This window comes from Lamprocystis purpurea DSM 4197 (assembly GCF_000379525.1).
In the GTDB taxonomy this organism is placed as follows: domain Bacteria; phylum Pseudomonadota; class Gammaproteobacteria; order Chromatiales; family Chromatiaceae; genus Thiodictyon; species Thiodictyon purpureum.
Map to the genome: position 1 here is coordinate 22,940 of NZ_KB902386.1, position 21,441 is coordinate 44,380.

Consider the following 21,441-nt stretch of genomic DNA (forward strand, 5'->3'; position numbering starts at 1 on the left):
CAAACTCCCACCACTGATTGGGTTAGTGCATCGACAGGTCCCGATCGGTTATCTTCTGCGGATTGCGACGGCCGGTCTGGGTGCGGTTTGGCGTACGGGCTCGGCACAACACCTGATCCCGCTTACCCCCGCCACCCTGCATCCGACCCGGTACAGTCGACCCATGCCCATGACCTCCCGCTGGTCCGCCATCACCGCCTCCCGGTTTCCCTGGGAGCGGGAGGCGCTCGATTGGCTGAGGGAACAACTCCCCGACGGCGAGCCCTGGCATGCCTGGACGAACTTCGAGTTCATCGACGACGAGGGCCGGGTCAACGAGTGCGACGCCCTGGTCCTCTCGCCCCAGGGGATCTTCCTCCTTGAGGTCAAGAGCCGGCCCGGAGTCCTGACCGGGGATGCCCACACCTGGACCTGGAGCGAGAACGGCCGCAGCGTCACCGACGACAACCCCCTGATCCTGACCAACCGCAAGGCCAAGCGGCTCGCGGCGTTGCTGCGTCGGCAGCCGGCCATCGCCAAGTCCCGCGCGCGCCTGCCCTGGGTCGAACCGCTCATTTTCCTCGCCGCGACGCGCACGATCTGCCGGCTCGACCCGTCCGGCCTCGCCCGCGTCCACGGGCGAGGTCAGCCCGGGCGCCCCGACGATCGCGGGATCATCGCCGCCCTCACCAGTCCGCCCGCCGCCTTGGGGACAGACACCGCAAGGTCCGTGCTTGTCGACCGCAGCCTCGCCCGGGCGATCGTGAAGGCCGTCGGCGAATCCGGGATCCGCCCGTCCAACCGCTCGCGCCGGGTCGGCGACTATGAGCTGAAGGGCCTCCTCGCCGAGGGAGAGGGCTGGCAGGACTTCCATGGCACCCATCTCAGTGCCGGGGTCCACCGCCGCATCCGCATCTACTCCTTTGCCGGCGGCAGCGGCGAACAGGTGCGCGCGGATCTCAAGAAGGCGGCCCTGCGCGAGTTTCAGGTCTTGGAAGGCATCGCGCACCCCGGCATCGTCAAGGTCAACGACTTCAAGGAGACCGAACTCGGCCCCGCGCTCGTCTTCGAGTTAGACCCGGGCGCCGTCCGGCTCGACTTCTTTCTGCGCGAGCACGGCGCCACGCTCAGCCTGGATCTGCGGCTGCGCATCCTGCGTCAACTGGCCGAGGTACTGAAATATGCCCACGGCCGGCGACTCTACCATCGCGCGCTGGCCCCCCAGAGCGTGCTGATCCAGGGCCCCGAGACCACAGCACCCGTCGTGCAGGTGATGAACTGGCAAGCCGCCGTGCGCGAGGCCACGGCCGGGGCGACCCTGCTGCGGACGCTCGGCACCCGCCACATTGAGGACTTCATCGAGGAGCCGGACCAGGTCTACCTGGCCCCGGAGGCGCTGCGACCCGACATCGCCGCCGGCGCGCACATGGACTGCTTCTCGCTGGGCGCCATCGCCTACCACCTCTTCACCGGGCAGCCCCCGGCGGCCTCTCGCCTGGAGCTGTTTGAGCGTCTGCGCACCGGCCACGGGCTGCGCATCTCCGACGCCATGGACGGCGCCGGCCAGGCGCTGCAGGACCTGGTGCAGTCCAGCACCCAACCGGAAGTCAGCAGCCGCATCGCCACGGTCGATGAGTTCCTGGACTATCTGGAGCTGGTCGAGGACGAGCTGACCGCCCCCGCCCCCGAGGTCACCGTCGACCCGATGGTCGCGGGTAAGGGCGACCGGTTGGACGGCGGCTTCACGGTGGTGAAGTATCTTGGCCGCGGCGCCACCGCCGTCGCCCTCCTAGTCCGCCCCGACGGCGCGGATGTAGACCTGGTACTCAAGGTCGCCGCGGACCAGACCCAGGACCAGCGGGTCCGTGCCGAGGGCGAGATCCTGGCGCGTCTGCGCCACCCCAACGTCATCGAATACCGGGGGACCCGCGCGGTCGCCGGGCGCACCGCCATCCTGATGACCAGGGCCGGAGACAAGACCCTGGCCAAACACATCCGGGAGGCGGAGCCGATCTCCCTGGACCTGGTCTCCCGCTTCGGTGAGGAACTGCTCGCGGTCACCGATTACCTGGAGTCGGAGGGCGTGGCGCACCGGGACATCAAGCCGGAGAACATCGGCATCGCCACCGGCAAGGACCGGCGCCTGCAACTCGTCCTGTTCGATTTCTCCCTGGCGCGCACCCCGCCCGAGAACCTGCACGCCGGCACCCGCCCCTACCTGGACCCCTTTCTCAGCCTGCGCCGCCCACCACGCTGGGACCTCTACGCCGAGCGCTTCGCCGTCGCCGTCACCCTCTATGAACTGCTCACCCGTAAGGTGCCTTTCTGGGGTGATGGTGTCAGCGACGCGGCCAGCCTGGAGTGCGAGGTCACCATCGCGTCCGAACATTTTGACCCGGCGCTGCGCGACGGACTCACCGCCTTCTTCGCCAAGGCGCTGCGGCGCGAGGCGCGTGAGCGTTACGACAACGCCACCGAGATGCTGCGCGCCTGGCGGCGGGCCTTCGACGAGGCGCGTCAACCGACCACGGAGGCGGATGAATTCGACGGCATCGCCCGTCGGGCCACGCCCCTGACCACCATCGCCGAACTGGGCTATAGCCTGGAAGCCCAGAATTGCCTGGACCGGATGGGCATCCACACGGTGTCCGAGTTGCTCGCCGTCGACCGCGTGCGCTTCCGCTACCTGAAGGGGGTCGGCGACAAGGTCCGCAAGGAGATTCGGCTCCAGGCCAAGCGCCTGGCGCAACTGCGCCTTGATCTGGTACCGGGCGGGCTCACGGCCACCGACACCGATCTCGGCGGAACCAGCATCGACGACCTCGCCGCCCACCTGCTGCCGCGGCGCCCTTTGGGGGACGACCGGCCGGAGGAGCGGGCCTTGGCCATTTGGCTGGGGTTGGAGCCTATTCTCCTCACCCCCGGCCCCTCTCCCGGGGGGAGATGGGAGGAAGAGAGCCCCTCCCCCCTCGGGGGAGGGGTTGGAGTGAGGGGAAGCTACCCGCTCAACCTCTGGCCAAGCCTAGGCCAAGCCGCCCGTGCCTGCGACCTGGCCCGCGGCCGACTCACCGACGCCCTGCTGCTGGCCCGCGAACGCTGGCAAAAGGCCACGCCCATGACGCAGGTCCGCGAGCAGGTCCTCGCGCTTCTGACCAGCCACGGCGGCGCCATGACCGCCGCGGAGACCGCCCGCGGACTGCTGGCCGCCCGGGGCTCGATGGAGCAGGCGCAGACCGAGCGCCTGCAACTCGCCGGGGCCGTCGCCCGGGCCGCGATCGAGGCCGAGGCCGGCCTCGCCGCCCCGCGTTTCCAGGTTTTCGATGGACCCCGCGAGCCGCTGGTCGCCCGCGACACCCAGAGCGCCGATTGGGCCCTGGCCTTGGGCCGCGAGGCCGACCGGCTGGCCGCCGCCGATCCCATCCTTTCCCCCCAACGCGCCAGTGAGGCATTGCAAGCCATCCCCGCGCCCGAGGGGCTGGCCGCGGCGCCGGCCCGTCTGCTCAAGCTCGCGGCGGCGGCCTCCCGCCGGGCGGCACTCTCCAGCCGCGGCGAGATCTACCCCTGCGGCATGGGGCCCGCCCAGGCCATCGCACTCGCCGTCGGGTCGCTCTATGGTCCACGGGTACTCACGCTCACCCAATGCCGAGAGCGGGTCCTCGGGCGTTACCCGGAGGCCGCCCCCCTGCCCGACCCCCCGGAACTGGACGACCTGCTGCGCGGGGCTGGCCTGGATCTCATCTGGCGCGCAGACCGGCCCGAAGGCCCGGCCTATGAGCGGCCAAGCGCGGGCTTTGACCCCAGCATCGGCTCCAGCAGTCCCCACCAACGGCTCGACACCTTCATCGCCGCGGGCGTACCCCTCACCCCGGAGGTGGCCGCCGCCCGCCAGTTGGAGGTCAAGCTCGAGACCGCGGCCCGCAGCGGCGGCTTCCTGGCCCTGAGTTGCGGCGTGCGGCTCGCCCGGCCGGTGGAGGCGGAGTTGCTGCGCCGCTTCGACCTGGAGCGGCTGAGCCTTGATGCACTACTGGTCACGGCCATGCGCGACCAGGCCCAGACCCTCAAGGTGAGTTGGCCCCTGGTGTCGCGTGCGGACGGGGACGGCCCCGGTGGAGGCGCCGACTGGAACCGGCTGCTCCAACTCGTCAACCGTGCCCTACCGGCAGTGCGGGAGCGCATCCTGGCCGCGACCCGCCCCCTGCTGTTGGTCGATCCGGGACTACTGGGCCGCTACCGGCTCCGGGGCCTGCTCGCCGACCTGCAACACGCCGTCAGCCGCCCCGGCGGACCACCGGGGCTCTGGATGCTCGTCCCCATGGTCATCCCAGGCCCGCCCGCCATCGACGGACTCATCGTGCCGACCGTGACCGCCGCCCAGTGGGCGGTGGTCCCGCACGCCTGGGCCACCAACCTGCACCGCACCGGGACCAACGGCACTGCCGGTTCGGGCATGGCTCCCAGCACCCAGGTCACCGCATGATCGACAGCCGCAAACTCCTGGATGCACTGCGCAAGCTCATGACCGGGCTGGAGCAGGATCTGCGCGAGCGCATCGACTTCCAGACCGGCTTGGAGTCCCTACTGCGCGGCGAGTGGCAGCGGGCCCGCGACTCCGGCCGGGTCGGATCGGCCTATGCGCAGTGGCAGGAGGAAGAGGTCACCCAAGCCGCCGTCCACTGGATACTCGCCTGCGTCTTCCTGCGCTTCATCGAAGACAACGGACTCTGCGAGCGACCCTGGCTCTCCGGGGCCACCAAGCCCCAGCGCGACCTGGCACAGGACCGGCACGAGGAGTTCTTCCGTGCCCACCCCATGGAGTCGGATCGGGAGTACCTGCTCGCCTGCTTCGCAGAGGTCGCGCGGCTGCCGGCCATGAGCGGGCTCTTCGACCCGACCCACAACCCGGTCTGGCGACTCGGCCCCTCCGGCGACGGGGCCATGGCATTGCTCGGCTTCTGGCGGATGGTCAACCCGGATACGGGTGAGGTCCTGCACGACTTCACCGATGCGGACCTGGACACCCGCTTCCTCGGCGACCTCTATCAGGACCTCTCCGAGTCCGTCCGCAAGAAATACGCCCTGCTCCAGACGCCCATCTTTGTCGAGGAATTCATCCTCGACCGCACCCTGACCCCAGCCCTGGCCGCCTTCGGTTATCAGACAGTCCGGCTCATCGACCCCACCTGCGGCTCGGGTCACTTCCTGCTCGGGGCCTTCCGTCGGCTCTTCGATCGTTGGGCAACCAACGAGCCGGGGCGCAACCTTCCGGATTTGGCCCAGCGGGCGCTCGATGGCGTTTATGGGGTCGACCTCAACCCCTTCGCCGTAGCGATTGCGCACTTCCGGCTGACGATGGCGGCACTCGCTGTTGTCGGCATTCGGCGACTGGCGGATGCGCCGGACTTCCGGGTCAATGTGGCGGTCGGCGACAGTCTGCTGCATGGGCGGCGGTTCGCCGAACTGGACTTGGGGGGAGAGGCCGAGGGTTTGAGCACCCGCGGACTGGGCCATGCCTATGCCACTGAAGATTTGGAGGTAGTTCGGCGAATCCTGGGGCAGCGGTATCACGCGGTGGTTGGGAATCCGCCTTACATCACCGTCAAGGATTCGGTGCTCGGTGTGCTTTATCGGCAGTTCTACGTTACCTGCCACATGCAGTATTCGCTGGTGGCCCCCTTTACTGAGCGGTTTTTTGACCTGGCACTGCCCGCGAGCAGCACCCAGCCTGCCGGCTACGTCGGGCTGATCGCCGCCAATTCATTCATGAAGCGGGAATTCGGAAAGAAGCTGATCGAGTCATTCCTGCCCCGCGTGGATCTCTCGCACGTCATCGACACCTCGGGGGCCTACATCCCCGGCCACGGAACCCCGACCGTTATCCTGTTTGGGCGTAACCGGCCGCCGGTCGAGGTGACTGTCCGCAGCGTCATGGGCATCAAGGGCGAGCCGGAAACACCGGTTGATCCGGCGAAGGGACTGGTGTGGGGCGCCATCGTGGCACAAGCGAACAAAGCCGGTAGCGAAAGCGCCTACATCAGCGTCGCGGATGTGCCAAGGGCGGTTTTCACAAAGCACCCATGGAGCATTGGCGGGGGTGGTGCCGCATCGTTATATGAAAGCATCAGCGAGCAGGGACAGCCATTGAAAGATCAGGTCGAACTCATCGGCTTTGGCGCGGTGACGCGAGAAGACGAAGCATTTGTGATCCCGCGGGGTAGCAGTACGCGCTGGGGTCTAGATCCGAGTGCCGTGACTCGTTACGGTTTTGGAGAGGCCATCCGCGACTGGGCAACTAACGAGCTACCGGACGTTGTTTTTCCTTATGACGCATCCGGCACCTTGCCCGCAGGTGCGCTTGGGTCCTATCTCAAGGTCTTGTGGCGGTACCGCACTCAATTATGGCTTCGCCAGGGCAAGGGCTTCAAGACGAAACGCGAAGCAGGCGGCGAATTCTATGAATACTCAATGTTTTACCCGGATAGATATTTCGCGCCGCTCAAGATAGGTTTCGCGTTCGTTGCCACGCACAACCACTTTCTCCTTGATCGTGGCGGCAACCTTTTCAACCGCTCCGCGCCGATCATCAAGTTGCCGGCTGGGGCGACTGAGAAAGACCATCTGGCCTTGCTCGGGCTTCTCAATAGCTCGGCTGCCTGCTTTTGGCTCAAGCAGGTGTTTCACAACAAAGGGAGCACAGTGGATACCAAGGGTGCGCGGCAGACCACGGATGCCTTCGAGAACTTCTACGAATTCACCGGCACCGGCCTGCAACAATTTCCCCTCGTCGAACCCCCTCCCACCGACCTCGCCCGCCAGTTAGACACCCTGGCCCGCGAGCTGACCGACTGCCTCCCCGCCGCCGTGCTGGCCTCTTCCTCCCCTCCCCCAGCGGGAGAGGGGTCGGGGGTGAGGGGAAACCAGCGCGCGACCTCAGCGCAGGCGGCGGCTGCGTGCCTGAATCCCCTCTCCCCAACCCCTCCCCCGAGGGGGGAGGGGCTACCGGACCCGGAGGACACTGCGCCATGACGACCCCAATCGATGCGGATACCGAGCGCGCGGCACGCGCCTTCATCGAGCGGGTGTCGGCACGCTACGACCTGGCGGGTGCAGTCCTGTTCGGCAGCCGCGCCCGACACAGCCATCGCCCGGATAGCGACGCCGACATCGCCGTCTTGCTGCGCGGACCGAACGGCCCCTTCCTCGACACCAAACTCGACCTGGCGGACATGGCCTTCGACGTGCTGCTGGAGACAGGTATCCTGATCCAACCCTTACCGGTCTGGGAGGACGAGTGGGAACACCCGGAGCATCACCGAGCCCCCGCGCTGATCCGCAACGTCCACCGTGAGGGAATCAGGCTTTGAATGCGATCCGCCGCGCACTGGAACCGCCGCCATGACCCAGGCCCTGCGCGCCCGCCTCAATGCCGCCCGGGACCGTGCGGAGGACATCCGCCGCCAGATGATTGCCACCCAGGAGGAACTGGACTGGCGCTGCTATCGGCTCTATGGGCTCATCGAAGAGGACCTTGAGTACCACCCGTCACCCCAACCCCTCTCCCGGGGAGCGGCTTTGCCGAGGATCGCGCTGGGCGAACGGGCTTTCGAGATCGTCATGGCCCGGCGCATGGCCGAGGGGGAGTTGGAGACAGCCTGGTTCTCGCGCCACGGATCGACACCCATCACCGCGTTGCCCGAGCACTGGCCGGAGGACTATCGACGCTTGGTGGAGCGGCGCATCGCGCTGATCGAGTCCGACCGCAACATCGGGCTCATCGAACGGCCCGAATACAAACGGCGCTGGTCCTGGACACCCTGGGAGGAGCAGGAGCGGGACGCCCTGCGCGGCTGGCTTCTGGACCGTATCGAAGCGCTCTTCTCCGGCCGGAGTGGAACCGCGCTGCCCAGCACTGGACAGGCCCCGGAGCCCCGACTCACCACCAGCGCGCGCCTCGCTGACCGGCTCCATGACGACGCTGAGTTCTTGGAATTTGCCGCCGTCTACCGGGGCCGGATGGACTTCGACCTCGCGGCCCTGGTCACAGAACTGGTGGAGGCCGAGTCTGTACCCTTTCTACCGGTGCTGCGATACAAGGACTCGGGCCTGCGCAAACGCGCCCAGTGGGAGGAGACCTGGCGCCTTCAGCGTCGGGAGGATGCCATCGACGCCGAGGTGGAGGCCGGCTTCCGCGCCATGCAGGGCGGGGATGGACCGATTGATCCGGCCGCCGAGCAGGCCGCCGCAGAGGCCCTCGCAGCCGAGCAGCGCACCCGCAAGCAAGCCGAACTGGGCGACATCCCGGTCCCGCCCAAGTACAACTCCGCGGACTTCCTCAAGACCGCCTACTGGCGCCTGCGCGGCAGTCTGGACGTACCAAAGGAGCGCTTCGTCAGCTACCCGGGGTGCGAGCGCGACGCCGATCGCAGCCTGCCGATCACCTGGGCCGGCTGGAACGCCCTGCAGCAGGCCATGGTGATCGCCACCTATTACCTGGACATGAAGGACCGCGAGGGCTGGACCGCCGAGCGATTGACCCCGCTGCTGGCCGGCATTCAGGAGCTTTTGCCCTGGATACTCCAATGGCACAATGACTACGATCCAGATTCTGACCAGCGCATGGGCGACTATTTCACGGGTTTCCTGGCCGAAGAGGCACGCGCGCTGGACTTGACCCTGGAGGCGCTGAGTGCCTGGCGCCCGCCCGGCCAGGTGGTTGCGCGGCGCGGGCGTAAGCCGAAGGTGGGTTCTTGAGCCCCTCCTCCCACGGGGGAGGGGTTGGGGTGAGGGGAATCTCGCTCGGACGCTGAGGCCTCGTGCCGGCTTCCCCTCNCCCCCGGCCCCTCTCCCGATGGGAGAGGGGAGGAAGACAAGCCGAGTGGTATGATTCCATAAGCCTGCATCCCCACTACCCCTTCGCCAGGGAGGCATCAATGACACTGCTACGCGACCTGATCGAGATCCCCGAACGGGTTCACCAGAGCGACTTCGTTCTGCACCTGACCGAGGGCGTGGCCCACGCCGAGCGCACCCTTGATGACTATGTGGTCACCGAGCAGTTGGTGCGTTGCTTCGACGAGGCCCTGGGCAATATCCAGAACGCCATCGCCCGCGGGGTCAGCAAGGCGATCTACCTGCACGGCAGTTTCGGCTCGGGCAAAAGCCACTTCATGGCCGTCCTGAACCTGCTACTGGCCGGCAATCCGCGCGCCCGCTCCATTGTGGAACTCGCCCCGGTGGTCGCACGCCACAACGACTGGACCGAGGGTCGGCGGTTCCTGCTGGTGCCCTACCACATGATCGGGGCAAACGACCTGGAGTCGGCGATCCTGGGCGGCTACGCCGAGCAGGTCCGGCGGCTGCACCCGCAGGCACCCATACCCGGTTTCTATCTGGCCGAACACCTGTTTCACGACGCCGAGGCCATGCGCGCGCGCATGGGGGACGAGGCCTTCCTGGCGGCGCTGAACGAGACGGCCGCGGGCACGCAGTCCGGCTGGGGCGGGCTCGCGGGGGGCTGGACCACCACAAGCTACGCGTCGGCCAGGCTCGAAGCCCCCGACGGGAATGAGCGGATTCGCCTGGTGGGTGACCTCATCGGCGCCTTTTTCCGTTCCTACCAGACGGCGGCCGGGGTGCAGGGGGAGGCCTTCCTGCCGCTGGACCAGGGTCTGGCGGTCCTCTCCAAACACGCCCGGGATCTAGGCTATGACGCGGTGATCCTGTTCCTCGACGAATTGATTCTCTGGTTGGCGAGCCGGGCCGCTGACCTGGCCTTCGTAAGCAGCGAGGGCGCCAAGCTCTCCAAGCTGGTGGAGGCCCAACATGCGGACCGGCCGGTCCCCCTGGTGAGCTTTGTCGCCCGCCAACGCGACCTGCGGGAGCTGGTCGGCGAGAACCTCGCCGGATCGCTCCAACTCCAGTTCTCCGATGCCCTGAAATACTGGGAGGCACGCTTCGAGAAGATCCGGTTGGAGGACCGCAACCTGCCGGTCATCGCGCAACGGCGCATCCTGCGGCCCATTGATGAGCAGGCGCGCGCCGAGATCGACGCCGCCTTTGATGCGCTGAAGGGGCTGCGCTCCGACGTTTCCGCCACACTCCTCACCGACGAGGGCAAGTGGCAGGAGTTCCGCCAGGTCTACCCCTTCAGCCCGGCCCTGGTGCAGACCCTGATCGCCGTGTCCTCGGTCCTGCAACGCGAGCGGACCGCGCTCAAGCTCATGCAGCAGCTCCTGGTGGAGCGGCGCGCCGACCTGGAGCTGGGCCAGCTCATCCCGGTGGGTGACCTGTTCGACGTCATTGCCGAGGGCGACGAGCCCTTCTCGGATGCGATGCGGCTGCACTTCGACAATGGCAAGCGGCTCTATTACCAAAAGCTCCTGCCGATGCTGGAGCGTCGCCACGGCGTCACCTGGCAGGACGTGCGGGCCGGCGTGGCCGCGGCCGACGCGGCGTTGCGCCTGAAGAACGACGCCCGTCTCCTCAAGACGCTGCTGTTGGCGGCCTTGGTACCCGAGGTCGAATCCCTGCGGGCGCTGACCGCCCAGCGGCTGGCGGCGCTGAACCACGGTACCATCAAGGCACCCATCCCGGGCCGGGAGGCACAGATCGTCCTCACCCGGTGCCGGGAGTGGGCCGCCGAGGTCGGCGAGATCAAGGTAAGCGAGGATCTCAATCCGATCCTCTCGATCCAGGTGACCGGAGTCGATGTGGCGCCCATCCTGGAAAACGCCGCATCGTACGATAACCCCGGCAACCACCGGCGCAAGGTTCGCGAGATGCTGTTTCGTGAGCTGGGCATCCCCGAGGGGAACGACCTGTTCTCCACCTACGGCTTCACCTGGCGGGGGACGCGCCGCGAGGTGGATGTGGTCTTCGACAACATCCGCGAGCTGATCGAGGACAGTCGGCTGCGCGGGCGCGAGGGGGCCTGGACCCTGCTGCTGGACTTCCCGTTCGATGACCCGGGGTTCACGCCCCAGGACGACATCGTGCGGCTCCAGCGCTATCGGGGGGCGGCACAGACCGTCGCCTGGCTGCCGAATTTCCTGAGCCAGAAGGCCCAGAAAGATCTCTGGACCCTGGTGCGTATCGACGCCATTTTGACCGGCGAACGCCTGGGGGAATGTGCGGGCCACCTGTCTGCGGTGGATCAGGCCCAGGCCAAGGCGCTCCTGAAGAATCAGCAGAGCCAATTGCAGCAGCGCCTGCGGCAATGCCTGGAGGTCGCCTACGGGATCGCGAACGAGCCCCGGGACGCCGCCGACCTGGTCTTGGCGCCGGGTGAGCAGATCCGCACCCTTGATCCGACCTTCTCCCCGCGCGTCCCCGTCGGCTCGAACCTGAAGGCCGCGTTCGAGGCGCTGCTGGATCAGATTTTCAGCCACCAGTATCCGGCACACCCGCGCTTTGACACCGAGGTGCGCCCCGCCGTGGCGCAGAAGGTCTATGGGGTCCTGCAAGAGGCGGTGCAGCAGCAGGACCACCGTGCCTTCGTTGCCGACAAGCCATTGCGTACCCTGGTGCGGTGCGTCGCCGATCCGCTCAAGCTCGGGCACATGGGTGACACCCACTTCGTGCTGGGCTCCCACTGGCGCGCTCACCTGCACCAGAAGCACGCGCAGGAAGGCGGGGGCCAGGGGTCCACCGACGGCACGACCCTGCCGCCGCTGACGGTGCGCAAGCTCCGGGGTTGGATCGACGATCCGGACCCGATGGGATTGCCGGTCGAACTTCAGAACCTGGTCATCCTCGCCTACGCGGATCAGACCGACCGCTCCTTCTTCCTGGGCACGGCCCCGGTCAAGGCGACGATCGAGCGTATCCCCGACGAGTGCGAGCTGCGACAACAGGCGCTGCCGCCCGCGAACCAGTGGGCGGAGGCAGTGGCACGGATGGCGAGCCTGTTCGGCAAGGTCGAGGCGCAGGGACGCAACGCGGCCAATCTCTCCAGGTTGGTCGATGATCTCACCGAGGCTACGGAGCCGCTACGCAAACCCCTGCAACGGCTCGTAGCGGTGCTGGACCAGCGGCTGCGGACACTGGGTACGCCGGTCGAGGAAGCGCCGCGACTGGCGACGGCCCGGTCAGCCCTGGCCATGGTGGAGAAAGTGCTGGCGGCGAATAGCGCAGATCGGGTCGGGGCCTTGGCCGAGACACCAGTGCAGACATCGACGGCAGCAATGGCGGCCGTCCTGTCGAAGGTCGAGACTATTGAGGAAGCCATCCGGACCGCCGATTGGCCACTCTTCGAGGCCACTTGGCAGCTTCGCGACCGCCGTGCCGCCGCGGCGACCCGTATCAAGGGGCGGGTCTTGGAGGTGCTGACCGCAGATGAGCACGCGATCGCCCTCAAGACCGCGCTGGACGAGCAACGGGGCAAGGCGATCCGGCTCTTGAGTGAAGCCCCTCCGCCGCCTCCGCCGCCGCCCCCTCCCCCACCTCCGCCCCCTCCGAAAGGCCGATTGATCACGCAGGACAAAAGGGTAGGCCTCGTCGGCGGAGCCGCGCGCGACATATTGAGCCAGCTTCAGGGTGCAATGACCGATCACCCCGACGCCCTGCTCGACATCGAGTGGCGAATCAGCAACCCGGATAACGACTAGACCGTGGTCCCAAGCACCCGTCAGATCGAACAGCAGGTGTCGGCAGTGCTCGCGCACGACGCCGAGGCTCGGATCCTGGGGATCCAGGCGGCGCGTCCGGGGGCCTGGCCGGAGCGCATCAGGGTCCGCGCCCGGGACTTTCGACTCGCCTGGTGCGACTCCCCACTGGCAGCGCGCGAAGCACTCTTGGCCAGTGACCCCGGCACCGAGGGACTGATCCTGCTCACCAACGCGAATGACCAGGCGCTCGGCGCCGATATCCTCGCCCGCCTCGCGCGCGGCCGGGTGTTCCGGCTTCAGAGCTGGGAGCTGGTACGTGACCTGTTCCAGGCCCGAGACATCGACCCCCGGCTCGGCAAGCTCAAGTGGATCGCGGACCTGTTGGTCGAGCGTGCGCCGGCGGCGGGCTACGCACCCGCCCCCGGCGGCTTCCTGTGTGCGGACGCCGCGTGGCAGCAGGTGCTGGGGTTGTCGCTGGGTATTACCGACCCGCGCCCGGATGCGCTGGCGCTGGTGGAGTGGACGCTACGCGAGGACGCTTCGGCCCGCATGCAGGCGCTCGCCGACCCGATGCGGACCGACCTAGCCGGTTGGGTGGCAGGGGTCGCCGGACCCGCGGGCCGGCCGATCATCGCCTGTGTGGTCGCCGGGAAGGGTGCAGACTGCCTGCCATTAGGGCTCCTGTGCGAGTTGCTCTTCCGCGAGGGCGCACAGGCCGACCCCACCCTGTCGGCGGCAACGGCGCGCTTGGAGCGCTTCACCGAGGGTCAGCGGGTCGAACCCCTGGGGGGACAGCGATGGGCCGAGGCTGCGGTTGCTGCCTTGGCGCGTCTGAACGACCGCTCCCGCGTGCGCGCGCTGCTCGCCCGCGCCGACGTACTCCTCGCGGACCTGGGGCTGACCGCGGCGGCCGAGGCGAGCGATTGCCTGCAGGCGGGCTTCGATGCGCGACTCGGGCGCTACGCGGAGAGCCTCGCAACCGCGGTGCCGACACCGCGGGCGCCGCAACTTGCCCAGGTGGAAGCAGCGGCGGCGCGAGTCCTCACGCACGGCCAAGCCGTCCATCAAGGCGCGCGCTGCGCGCGGGTGCAGATGGCGTTGCGGCTCCTGCGCTGGTTGGCCAGCCCCGAAGACACGCCGGGCGACTTCCCGGCCGCGGCTCAGTCCTATACGCAAGAAGGTTCCTTCGTGGACTGGGCACGGATGACATTGCTCGGCGGCGATGATTTGGGCGAGCTCTCCGCGGCCTATGCCGGGTTGGCCCTGGCTGTGCGTGCCAGACGCGAGCGACTCAACGGCCGCTTTGCGGAATTGCTGCCGGCCTGGAATGCGGCGGGGTCAGCGGCGGAAGGAGCGGGACTGGTGCCGGTCGAGGGGATCATCGGGTCGGTCCTCGCCCCCCTGGCCGCGCAGTGTCCAACGCTCCTGCTGGTGGCAGACGGCATGAGCCTCCCGGTGTTGCGTGCCCTCACGGCGAGCCTGACGGCGCTGGGCTGGACCGCGGTGGCTCCGACAGGGGGGCTGCCTGCAGTGGCGGGTGTCGCCGTGCTGCCGACGGTGACCGAGTCGTCCAGGACCAGCCTGCTGTGCGGGCGACTGACCCTGGGCAACGCGTCCCAGGAGACGTCAGGCTTCAGCACGCATCCGGCACTCCTGGCCGTCTCCCGGCCGACCGCGCGACCCCTGCTCTTCCACAAGTCAGAACTCGGGGACGGCAGCGGTCTGTCCGATGCGGTTCGCGAGGCACTCCGGGCACGGGACCAACGGGTCGTGGGCGTGGTCTACAACGCCGTGGACGACCATCTTAGCGGGTCGGACCAATTGCACCAGACCTGGTCGGTGGACGACCTACGCCTCCTCGGCCCCTTGCTCCATGAGGCCCGGCTGGCCGGTCGCGCCATCGTGATCACCGCCGACCATGGCCACGTCTTGGACGAGGGGACCACCCTGCGCAGCCATGAGGACGGTGATCGCTGGCGCCGTGGTCCAGGGCCGAGCGCGACGGACGAAATCGAGTTGGGCGGTGGCCGGGTGCTGGCGCCGGGCGGGTACGCGCGGGTCATCCTACCCTGGAGTGAAGGCGTCAGGTACGCCTGTAAGAAAAATGGCTACCACGGCGGGGCCACACCTCAGGAGGTGCTGGTGCCGCTGGTGGTCCTGGTGTCGGCGGCACAGGAGGTGGCCGGCTGGACACTGTTCCCGCCGGCCTTGCCGCAGTGGTGGGAGACGGCGCCGTCGCCAGGTCTGGAGGCAGAGCCCGCGATGGGTCTGGCGGTGCCGACCGAAACACCCCCGATCCCACCGGGCAAGCGGCGGAAGGTCCCATTGGCGCAGGGCGATCTGTTCCTGGCACTGGCAACGCCACCAGCCGACGATGGGTGGGTGGAGCGACTCCTCGCCTCTGCGGTCTATGCTGAGCAGAAACGACTCGCGGCACGCATTGCCCCGACCGACCAGGATCTGCGACGCTTTCTGCTCGCGCTGGACAGCCGCGGTGGGAAACTCGGCAAGACTGCCTTGGCCCAGCGCCTGGGAATGCCTTTGGTGCGAATCGGGGGATTCCTCAGCGCGATCCGACGGGTCCTCAATGTCGACCGGGCGGCGGTGGTCTCCATCGACGAGGCGGCGGGAGAGGTCGAGTTCAACCGCGGACTACTTGATGTCCAGTTCCAACTGAAGGGTCCTTAACGCATGCCCTCCCCCTCTCGTCTCGGCGAGGTCATCGGCGCCCTGCGGCGCGGCACTGTGCCGCAGACCGGATTGGACCTGCTGGCCGTCGGCCTCCAGCGCTTTGAACCGACGGTCAGCGAAGAGCTTGATGCGATCCGCCTGGGGCGGGGCCACTTCAAGGCGGTCCGCGGCGACTACGGCTGCGGCAAGACCTTCTTCGGCCGCTGGCTTGCGGAGCATGCCCGGGCACGCGGCTTCGCGACAACCGAGGTTCAGGCATCGGAGACCGAGACGCCGCTCCATCGCATGGAGACGGTCTATCGGCGACTATGTGAGCGGCTGGCCACGAGCGACGGCGACGGGGCCTTTCACAGCGTCATCGACGGCTGGTTCTATACCCTTGAACAGGATGTGCTGGCCGATGGCCGCATCGATCCGGCGGATGCCACCGCATTGGTCCAGGCTACCGAGGTCCTGATGGAGCAACGCCTGGCCGCCATCACGCGGGTCGCGCCCGCGTTCTCGGCCGCCCTGCGGGCCTATCGCCTGGCCTTGCTGCATGAGGAGACGGCGACCGCGGACGGCTTGATCGCCTGGGTCGCCGGGCAGCCGACCGTCGCCGCAGCAGTGAAACGTGTGGCGGGCATCCAGGGGGCGATCGATCATTTCGGCGCCACCAGCTTCCTGACGGGACTCCTGACCATCCTGCGGGATTCGGGGTATGCCGGGCTGGTCTTGGTGCTCGACGAGGTGGAGACCCTGCAAAGGATGCGCGGGGACACCCGCGACAAGGGACTCAACGCCCTGCGCCAATGGCTTGATGAGATCGATGCGGGACACTTCCCTGGCCTCTACCTGCTCGTCACCGGGACGCCGGCCTTCTTCGATGGACCCCAGGGTGCGCAGCGGTTACCCCCGCTGGCCCAACGGCTGCATACCGACTTTGCCACCGATACGCGATTCGACAACCCGAGGGCGGTCCAGGTCCGACTGCCGGGTTTCGGGCTCGATGCTTTGTGCGAGGTTGGCCGCAAGGTGCGGGACCTCTACGCGCGCCAATCACTGGTGTCGGAGCGCATCCGGTCCCTGGCGGACGATGCCTACATCGCCGATCTGGCCGCCGCCGTAACCGGCCAACTCGGCGGCAAGGTGGGTATAGCCCCACGACTCTACCTCAAGAAGCTGGTGGCCGATGTACTGGACCGCATCGACCAGTTCCACGACTTCAACCCCCGGATGCACTACGCACTGACCGTCTCGGATACCGAGCTGACCCCGACCGAGCGGTCCGCACGCGTGGCCCGCGGCGTCGATGACATTGAGCTCCCGACGTGACCCCGTTCGAGCGCCTGCACCCGGCGCTTGCGTATCACGTCGTCAACTCGCTGGGTTGGGCGACGCTCCGGCCGACGCAGATCGACGCCATCGGGCCGATCCTGGACGGCGAGGATGTGCTGCTGCTCGCCCCGACGGCCGGCGGCAAGACCGAGGCCGCGGTACTGCCGCTCCTGTCCCGTATGCTGACCGAGGACTGGTCGGGCCTCAGCGTGCTGTACGTCTGCCCGATCAAGGCCCTGCTCAACAATCTGGCGCCCCGCCTGGAGGGCTATCTGGGGCTCGTCGGGCGGCGCGTGGGACTCTGGCACGGAGACCTGGGGGCGAGTGCCCGCAAGCGCCTGCTGGCAGACCCGCCAAACCTGCTCTTAATTACCCCGGAGTCCATTGAGGGGATATTGACCTCTCGGGACCCTGACCGCGCGTTGCTCTTCCGGCACGTCCAGGCAGTGGTGGTGGACGAGCTGCACGCCTTCGCGGGCGACGACCGCGGCTGGCATCTGCTGGCCCTGATCGAACGCCTGACACGCCTGACCGGTAGGCGACTCCAGCGCCTGGGCCTGAGCGCCACAGTAGGTAACCCTGATGTGTTGCTCGATTGGCTCACGCTCGGCCGTGGCGGCCGGGTGGTCGGCAGCGGGAGCGCGTCCCAAGAGGCGGACGTCACGATCGATTACGTCGGGACCCTGGAGAATGCTGCCCTGGTGATCTCGCGCCTGCACCGCGGCGAGAAGCGGCTCATCTTCTGCGACAGCCGGACCCGTGTCGAGGCCTTGGCAGGGGCCCTGCGCGTCGCGGGGATACAGGTCTTCGTCTCGCACAGTTCGCTGTCCGTAGAGGAGCGCCGACAGGCCGAGCGTGCCTTCGGCGAGGCCACCGACTGCGCGATCGTCGCCACCAGCACCCTGGAGTTGGGGATCGACGTAGGCGACCTCGATCGGGTGATCCAGATCGATGCCCCGGCCACGGTGTCATCGTTCTTGCAGCGCATGGGTCGGACAGGTCGCCGGCCGGGGGCACTGCGCAACTGTCTGTTCCTGGCAACCTCCGATGAAGCCCTGTTATGCGCGACAGGCTTGACGACCCTGTGGCGCCAGGGCTTCATCGAGCCGGTGACGCCGCCGCCCAGGCCCTACCAAGTGGTCGCCCAGCAGCTCCTCGCGATGGTCCTGCAACAGCGCGGTGCCAGAGCGCCGGAGATGCGCGAGGCGATCCAGGGCGCCTTTCGTGGCATCCCCGGCGAGATCGTGGACCAGACGCTCGCACACCTGACCCGGGAAGAGATCCTGTGGGAGGACGCGGGCGTCCTGTGGTTCGGACCCCGGGGCGAGCAGGCGTTCGGGCAACGCAACTTTCTGGAAATCCTTTCGGTGTTCACCTCGCCGGTACAGGTTCAGGTACGTTACGGACGCGCGGAACTTGGTAGCGTCGACCCCTTGAGCCTTCGCCGGCAGGACGACAAACCGGTTGTCCTCCAACTCGGTGGGCGCGGCTGGCACGTCACCTCGGTCGACTGGGGCCGCCGGATCGCCTGGGTGGAACCCTCACCCAGTCAGGGCCGGACCCGCTGGGTCGGCAGTGCCCGCTCCCTTGGCTTCGCCCTCTGCCAGGCGGTGCGGGGCGTCCTCGCTGATGTCGAACCCGGAGTCACCCTATCCCGCCGCGCCAGCGCGCGGCTCACCGAGATTCGCGAAGAGCTTCCATTCTGCGGAGATGGGTACACGTCGCTGGTCACTGACGACGAAGGGGTGACGCGGTGGTGGACCTTCGCGGGGTTCGCTGCGAATGCCGTACTGGTGCAGCTGCTCGACAAGACCGGAACGGCAGTGAAACGACTCGACAACTTCGCCATCACCCTGGCCCGGGAGCCCGACGAGGGGCTGATCACGGCCCTGGCTGCAAGGACTGCGAAGCCGCTCGCGGTGTCATGGGAGCCATGGATGGATCAAATTGAACTCAAGTTTTCCATCTGCCTGCCCGAGGCACTCGCGCGGGAGGCGCTGGCGGCGCGTCTGACCGACCCGCAGGGAGCTGGAGCGGTCCTCACCCAACCGGTTCGGCGCTTTCGCTTGACGGCCACCACCTGAACGGCGGGAAAACCTGGCGCGGGGCAGCTCCGGGTAGGTGGAAGGGCCGGACTGCCCCTCCTTACCAAATCCCGCACGGGCGTTGATCATGCTCTGGCCAGCGGTGAACGGTCCGCGCGGCGGACCAGCGTCCTCCCGGTTGCGGAGGGGCCGGGAACCTGTCGATGCGATCGACAGCTTGTTCGGATACGTCGAAATTATTGATATTTATCGACACATCGCCCGACCCGATCAGGCGGTCAGCAACCGAAACAAAGGCTCGTTGATGTAGTACAGCTCCCGCCCGATACGCTGACCGCGGAGCAGACCCAGCGATTCAAGGGTCTGAAGATAGACCGAAGCCGTCTGCCGCTTGGCGATGCCGCGCTCCTCCAGAAAGCGGATTTTGCAGTAGGGATGCATGAAGACGACCTCGATCAAGTCCTTGCTGTAGATCTTCGGCGCCCGCTCGGCCACCAACGCCTGGGCCTGGGTCATCAGGTCGTGGATGCCCAACACCCGCTCCTGGGTCTGGCGGGCGGTGGCCTCCACGGCGTCCAACAGATAGGCCACCCAGGTCTCCCAATCGCCGGCCTCGGTGACCTGCCGCAGGCCGTCGTAATAGGCTGACTTGTGGTGAATGATGTAATGGGAAAGGTAGAGTACCGGCAGTTCCAGCAGTCCCTGGTCCACCAGATATAGGATGTTCAGGATACGCCCGGTGCGGCCGTTGCCATCAAGGAAGGGGTGGATGGCCTCAAACTGGTAATGCAGCACCGCCAGCTTCACCAGCGGGTCGGTCCCGTCCTGCGCGTGCAGATAGCGCTCCAGGTTCGCCAGTTTGTCGCGAATAACCGCCTCCCCCTCGGGCGGTGTATAGATCACCTCCCCCAGGCCATTCGCGATCTTGGTCCCCGGAACTCGGCGGATGCCCATGTCGGACTCTTTGATGATGCCGGCGATCTCGACGAACAGGTTGGTGGCCAGCGGCCGGTGTTCCAGCGCGCGGAAGCCATGCCACAGGGCCTCGCGATAGCGCAGCACCTCTTTGGTGTGAGGGTCGGTCGCGACCCGCTCATCCGCCGCGGCCCGGTAGAGTGCGTCGTTGGTGGTCAGGACGTTCTCGATCTCGGAGGAGAGACGCGCTTCCTGCAACACGATGCCGTCCACCAGCATGGCCTGATTGGGGATCAGCTTCGCCAGACCCTTCAACTCCGCCAACACCCGGTGGGCGGCGATGGCCTTCTTCAGAATCCGCGGCGTCTCCAGCTCAACGGCCGGCGGCAGCGGCGGCAGGTCGTTGAAGGGCCGGTCGCGGTCAAAAGGGGCGTTCGGCATCGTCGTTTCGCACTGTAAGGCTCGGCTTTGGATGCAGACTCATGGTGTGCCCTGCTCGGCGGCGAGCTCGTCAAAGAACAGAAGGTCAGGCATCATCACACGAAACGGGAGACGAAACAGCAGCGCGGTCAGCTCAGCGTCTTCAAGGTCGATGAGGTTATTGGCGTCGCTAATGAGCAGCCGCACCCGCCGCCTCCAGTTTGCGTTGGCGGTGGAACTGCCCTAATGGTACTCCCAAGATCTCGGCCGCCTTCGACTCACCGACCAAGCCTTCCCCTAAGGCACGGAAGACCAACTGTTTGAAGAGGATCGTCTCCTCGGGCGGATAGGGTGCACCAGGCTCCTGTTTGCGCCAGCCCCGCTCGCTGAACAGGCGAAATAGTCCCTGGTGCGTCGCGGCGTCGATCACTCCTGCATCCAGGGCGCGGAACAGGCAAGCCTGCATGCTCAGGCCGTATTCATGCTTGAGCAGTACCAGCTCGTTCGGCTCCAAGCGACGGCGATGTGCGCCGAGATGCCCAATGACTGCCTGGCGCGGCATCAGAAAGGCGCCGGCAAAACCGTTGCACAAGCGCTCCAGCGGGTCGCCACGGATGCAGGCATTGGCGTCAACGCCTGGTCGCTCCAAGACGACGCGGCCGGCGAGGACCAGATGCCCCAGTTCATGGGCAAGGGTGAAGCGCTGCCGGTCCCCTGGCCAGTGGCGCCCGACCACGATCAGCGGTACGCCGTCGACCGTTCCGGCCAAGCCGTCGAACTTGCCTTGGTCGTCGGCATCGGTCCCAATGACCCGAACTCCCTTTGATTTCAGGGTATCGATCAAGCCCGGAATGGGGCTCGCGCCAAGCGACCAGGCTTGGCGCAGTCCCTCGGCGAGCGTCTCGACCTGCCCTTCCTCGTGGATCGTGTCGATCAGACCACGCGGCACCGCGAACGCTTCGATCGGCGAATCGGGATACAGACTCAATAGTTCCTGCCAACGCTCGGCCTGGTCCAGGACATCGCCGTGGACGCGATCCAACAGGCGTTTCGGCATGGATGCCTTCTTGCGGTACTCGACCCCGGTGATCTCCGCTTGCATCGGGCGAAAGAAAAACTCGCCGCGTACGCCAAGGGTTTTGGCGAACTCGATCAACTGGCCCGAGGATGGCGTCAGCAGCCCTTTCTCGAACTTGCTGATGGCGGTGTGGCTCACGCAGGTCCGTTCCGCCAACTCGCGCAACGAGAGACCAGCCGCCTTGCGGGCGCGTAAGAGCCGCTGTCCGATCATGTCGCTCGGCCTCGTAAGTTTACAAATTCTGGCTAATCCTACGAAGTGTAAACCTTTGGCGCTCCTGCGTCGATGTGCCTGCCGGGTCTGGCGGACGGGTCGAAGAGATGCCGACGGCATGACGGCATAACTGGGTCGTGCGTCTCAATCAGTGGGCTGGTAGCGCGGCTTGGCGCTACTC

At 67.2% G+C, this 21,441-nt stretch carries 11 protein-coding genes; 8 read left to right on the forward strand and 3 right to left on the reverse strand.

The window, feature by feature from the left end; genetic code table 11:
• Positions 1–163: 163 nt before the first annotated feature.
• From pglW to A39O_RS0104605, 8 genes are all read left to right on the forward strand, one after another.
• Positions 164–4,456, forward strand: coding sequence for a BREX system serine/threonine kinase PglW (gene pglW / locus A39O_RS31980; RefSeq protein ID WP_040527144.1), 4,293 nt, complete (start codon positions 164–166; stop codon positions 4,454–4,456).
• The gene (pglX, locus tag A39O_RS31985; RefSeq protein ID WP_020503525.1) at positions 4,453–7,002 is read left to right on the forward strand and encodes a BREX-2 system adenine-specific DNA-methyltransferase PglX; all 2,550 of its coding nucleotides are present in this window, start codon (positions 4,453–4,455) and stop codon (positions 7,000–7,002) included. The genes pglW and pglX (A39O_RS31985) overlap by 4 nt, the downstream gene beginning before the upstream one ends.
• Positions 6,999–7,340, forward strand: a complete 342-nt coding sequence (locus A39O_RS0104580; RefSeq protein ID WP_020503526.1) for a nucleotidyltransferase domain-containing protein — start codon at positions 6,999–7,001, stop codon at positions 7,338–7,340. Before pglX (A39O_RS31985) ends, A39O_RS0104580 begins: the two co-directional genes overlap by 4 nt.
• Positions 7,341–7,371: 31 nt before the next feature.
• Positions 7,372–8,727, forward strand: a complete 1,356-nt coding sequence (pglX, locus tag A39O_RS0104585; protein ID WP_020503527.1) for a BREX-2 system adenine-specific DNA-methyltransferase PglX — start codon at positions 7,372–7,374, stop codon at positions 8,725–8,727.
• Between the two features lie 179 nt (positions 8,728–8,906).
• The gene (locus A39O_RS0104590) at positions 8,907–12,581 is read left to right on the forward strand and encodes a hypothetical protein (protein WP_020503528.1); all 3,675 of its coding nucleotides are present in this window, start codon (positions 8,907–8,909) and stop codon (positions 12,579–12,581) included.
• 3 nt (positions 12,582–12,584) lie between these two features.
• Positions 12,585–15,269: a BREX-2 system phosphatase PglZ gene (gene pglZ / locus A39O_RS0104595; protein WP_026199168.1), complete on the forward strand. Its 2,685-nt coding sequence runs from the start codon at positions 12,585–12,587 to the stop codon at positions 15,267–15,269.
• Between the two features lie 3 nt (positions 15,270–15,272).
• Positions 15,273–16,586 (forward strand): BREX system ATP-binding protein BrxD, encoded by a 1,314-nt coding sequence (brxD, locus tag A39O_RS0104600; protein ID WP_020503530.1) that lies wholly within the window; start codon positions 15,273–15,275, stop codon positions 16,584–16,586.
• On the forward strand, positions 16,583–18,673 hold the full coding sequence (locus tag A39O_RS0104605) for a DEAD/DEAH box helicase (protein ID WP_020503531.1): 2,091 nt from the start codon (positions 16,583–16,585) through the stop codon (positions 18,671–18,673). Before brxD ends, A39O_RS0104605 begins: the two co-directional genes overlap by 4 nt.
• Positions 18,674–18,904: 231 nt before the next feature.
• On the opposite strand, the gene A39O_RS0104610 is transcribed toward A39O_RS0104605, so the two are convergent.
• From A39O_RS0104610 to A39O_RS0104620, 3 genes are read right to left on the reverse strand one after another with little or no spacing between them, the layout of a single operon-like run.
• Positions 18,905–19,990, reverse strand: a complete 1,086-nt coding sequence (locus A39O_RS0104610; protein ID WP_020503532.1) for a Fic family protein — start codon at positions 19,988–19,990, stop codon at positions 18,905–18,907.
• A 39-nt stretch (positions 19,991–20,029) separates the two neighbouring features.
• Positions 20,030–20,176, reverse strand: coding sequence for a PIN domain-containing protein (locus A39O_RS40315; RefSeq protein ID WP_020503533.1), 147 nt, complete (start codon positions 20,174–20,176; stop codon positions 20,030–20,032).
• A complete protein-coding gene (locus A39O_RS0104620; protein WP_020503534.1) occupies positions 20,160–21,260 on the reverse strand; it encodes a helix-turn-helix domain-containing protein in 1,101 nt (366 codons plus the stop codon). The genes A39O_RS40315 and A39O_RS0104620 overlap by 17 nt, the downstream gene beginning before the upstream one ends.
• Positions 21,261–21,441 lie beyond the last annotated feature (181 nt).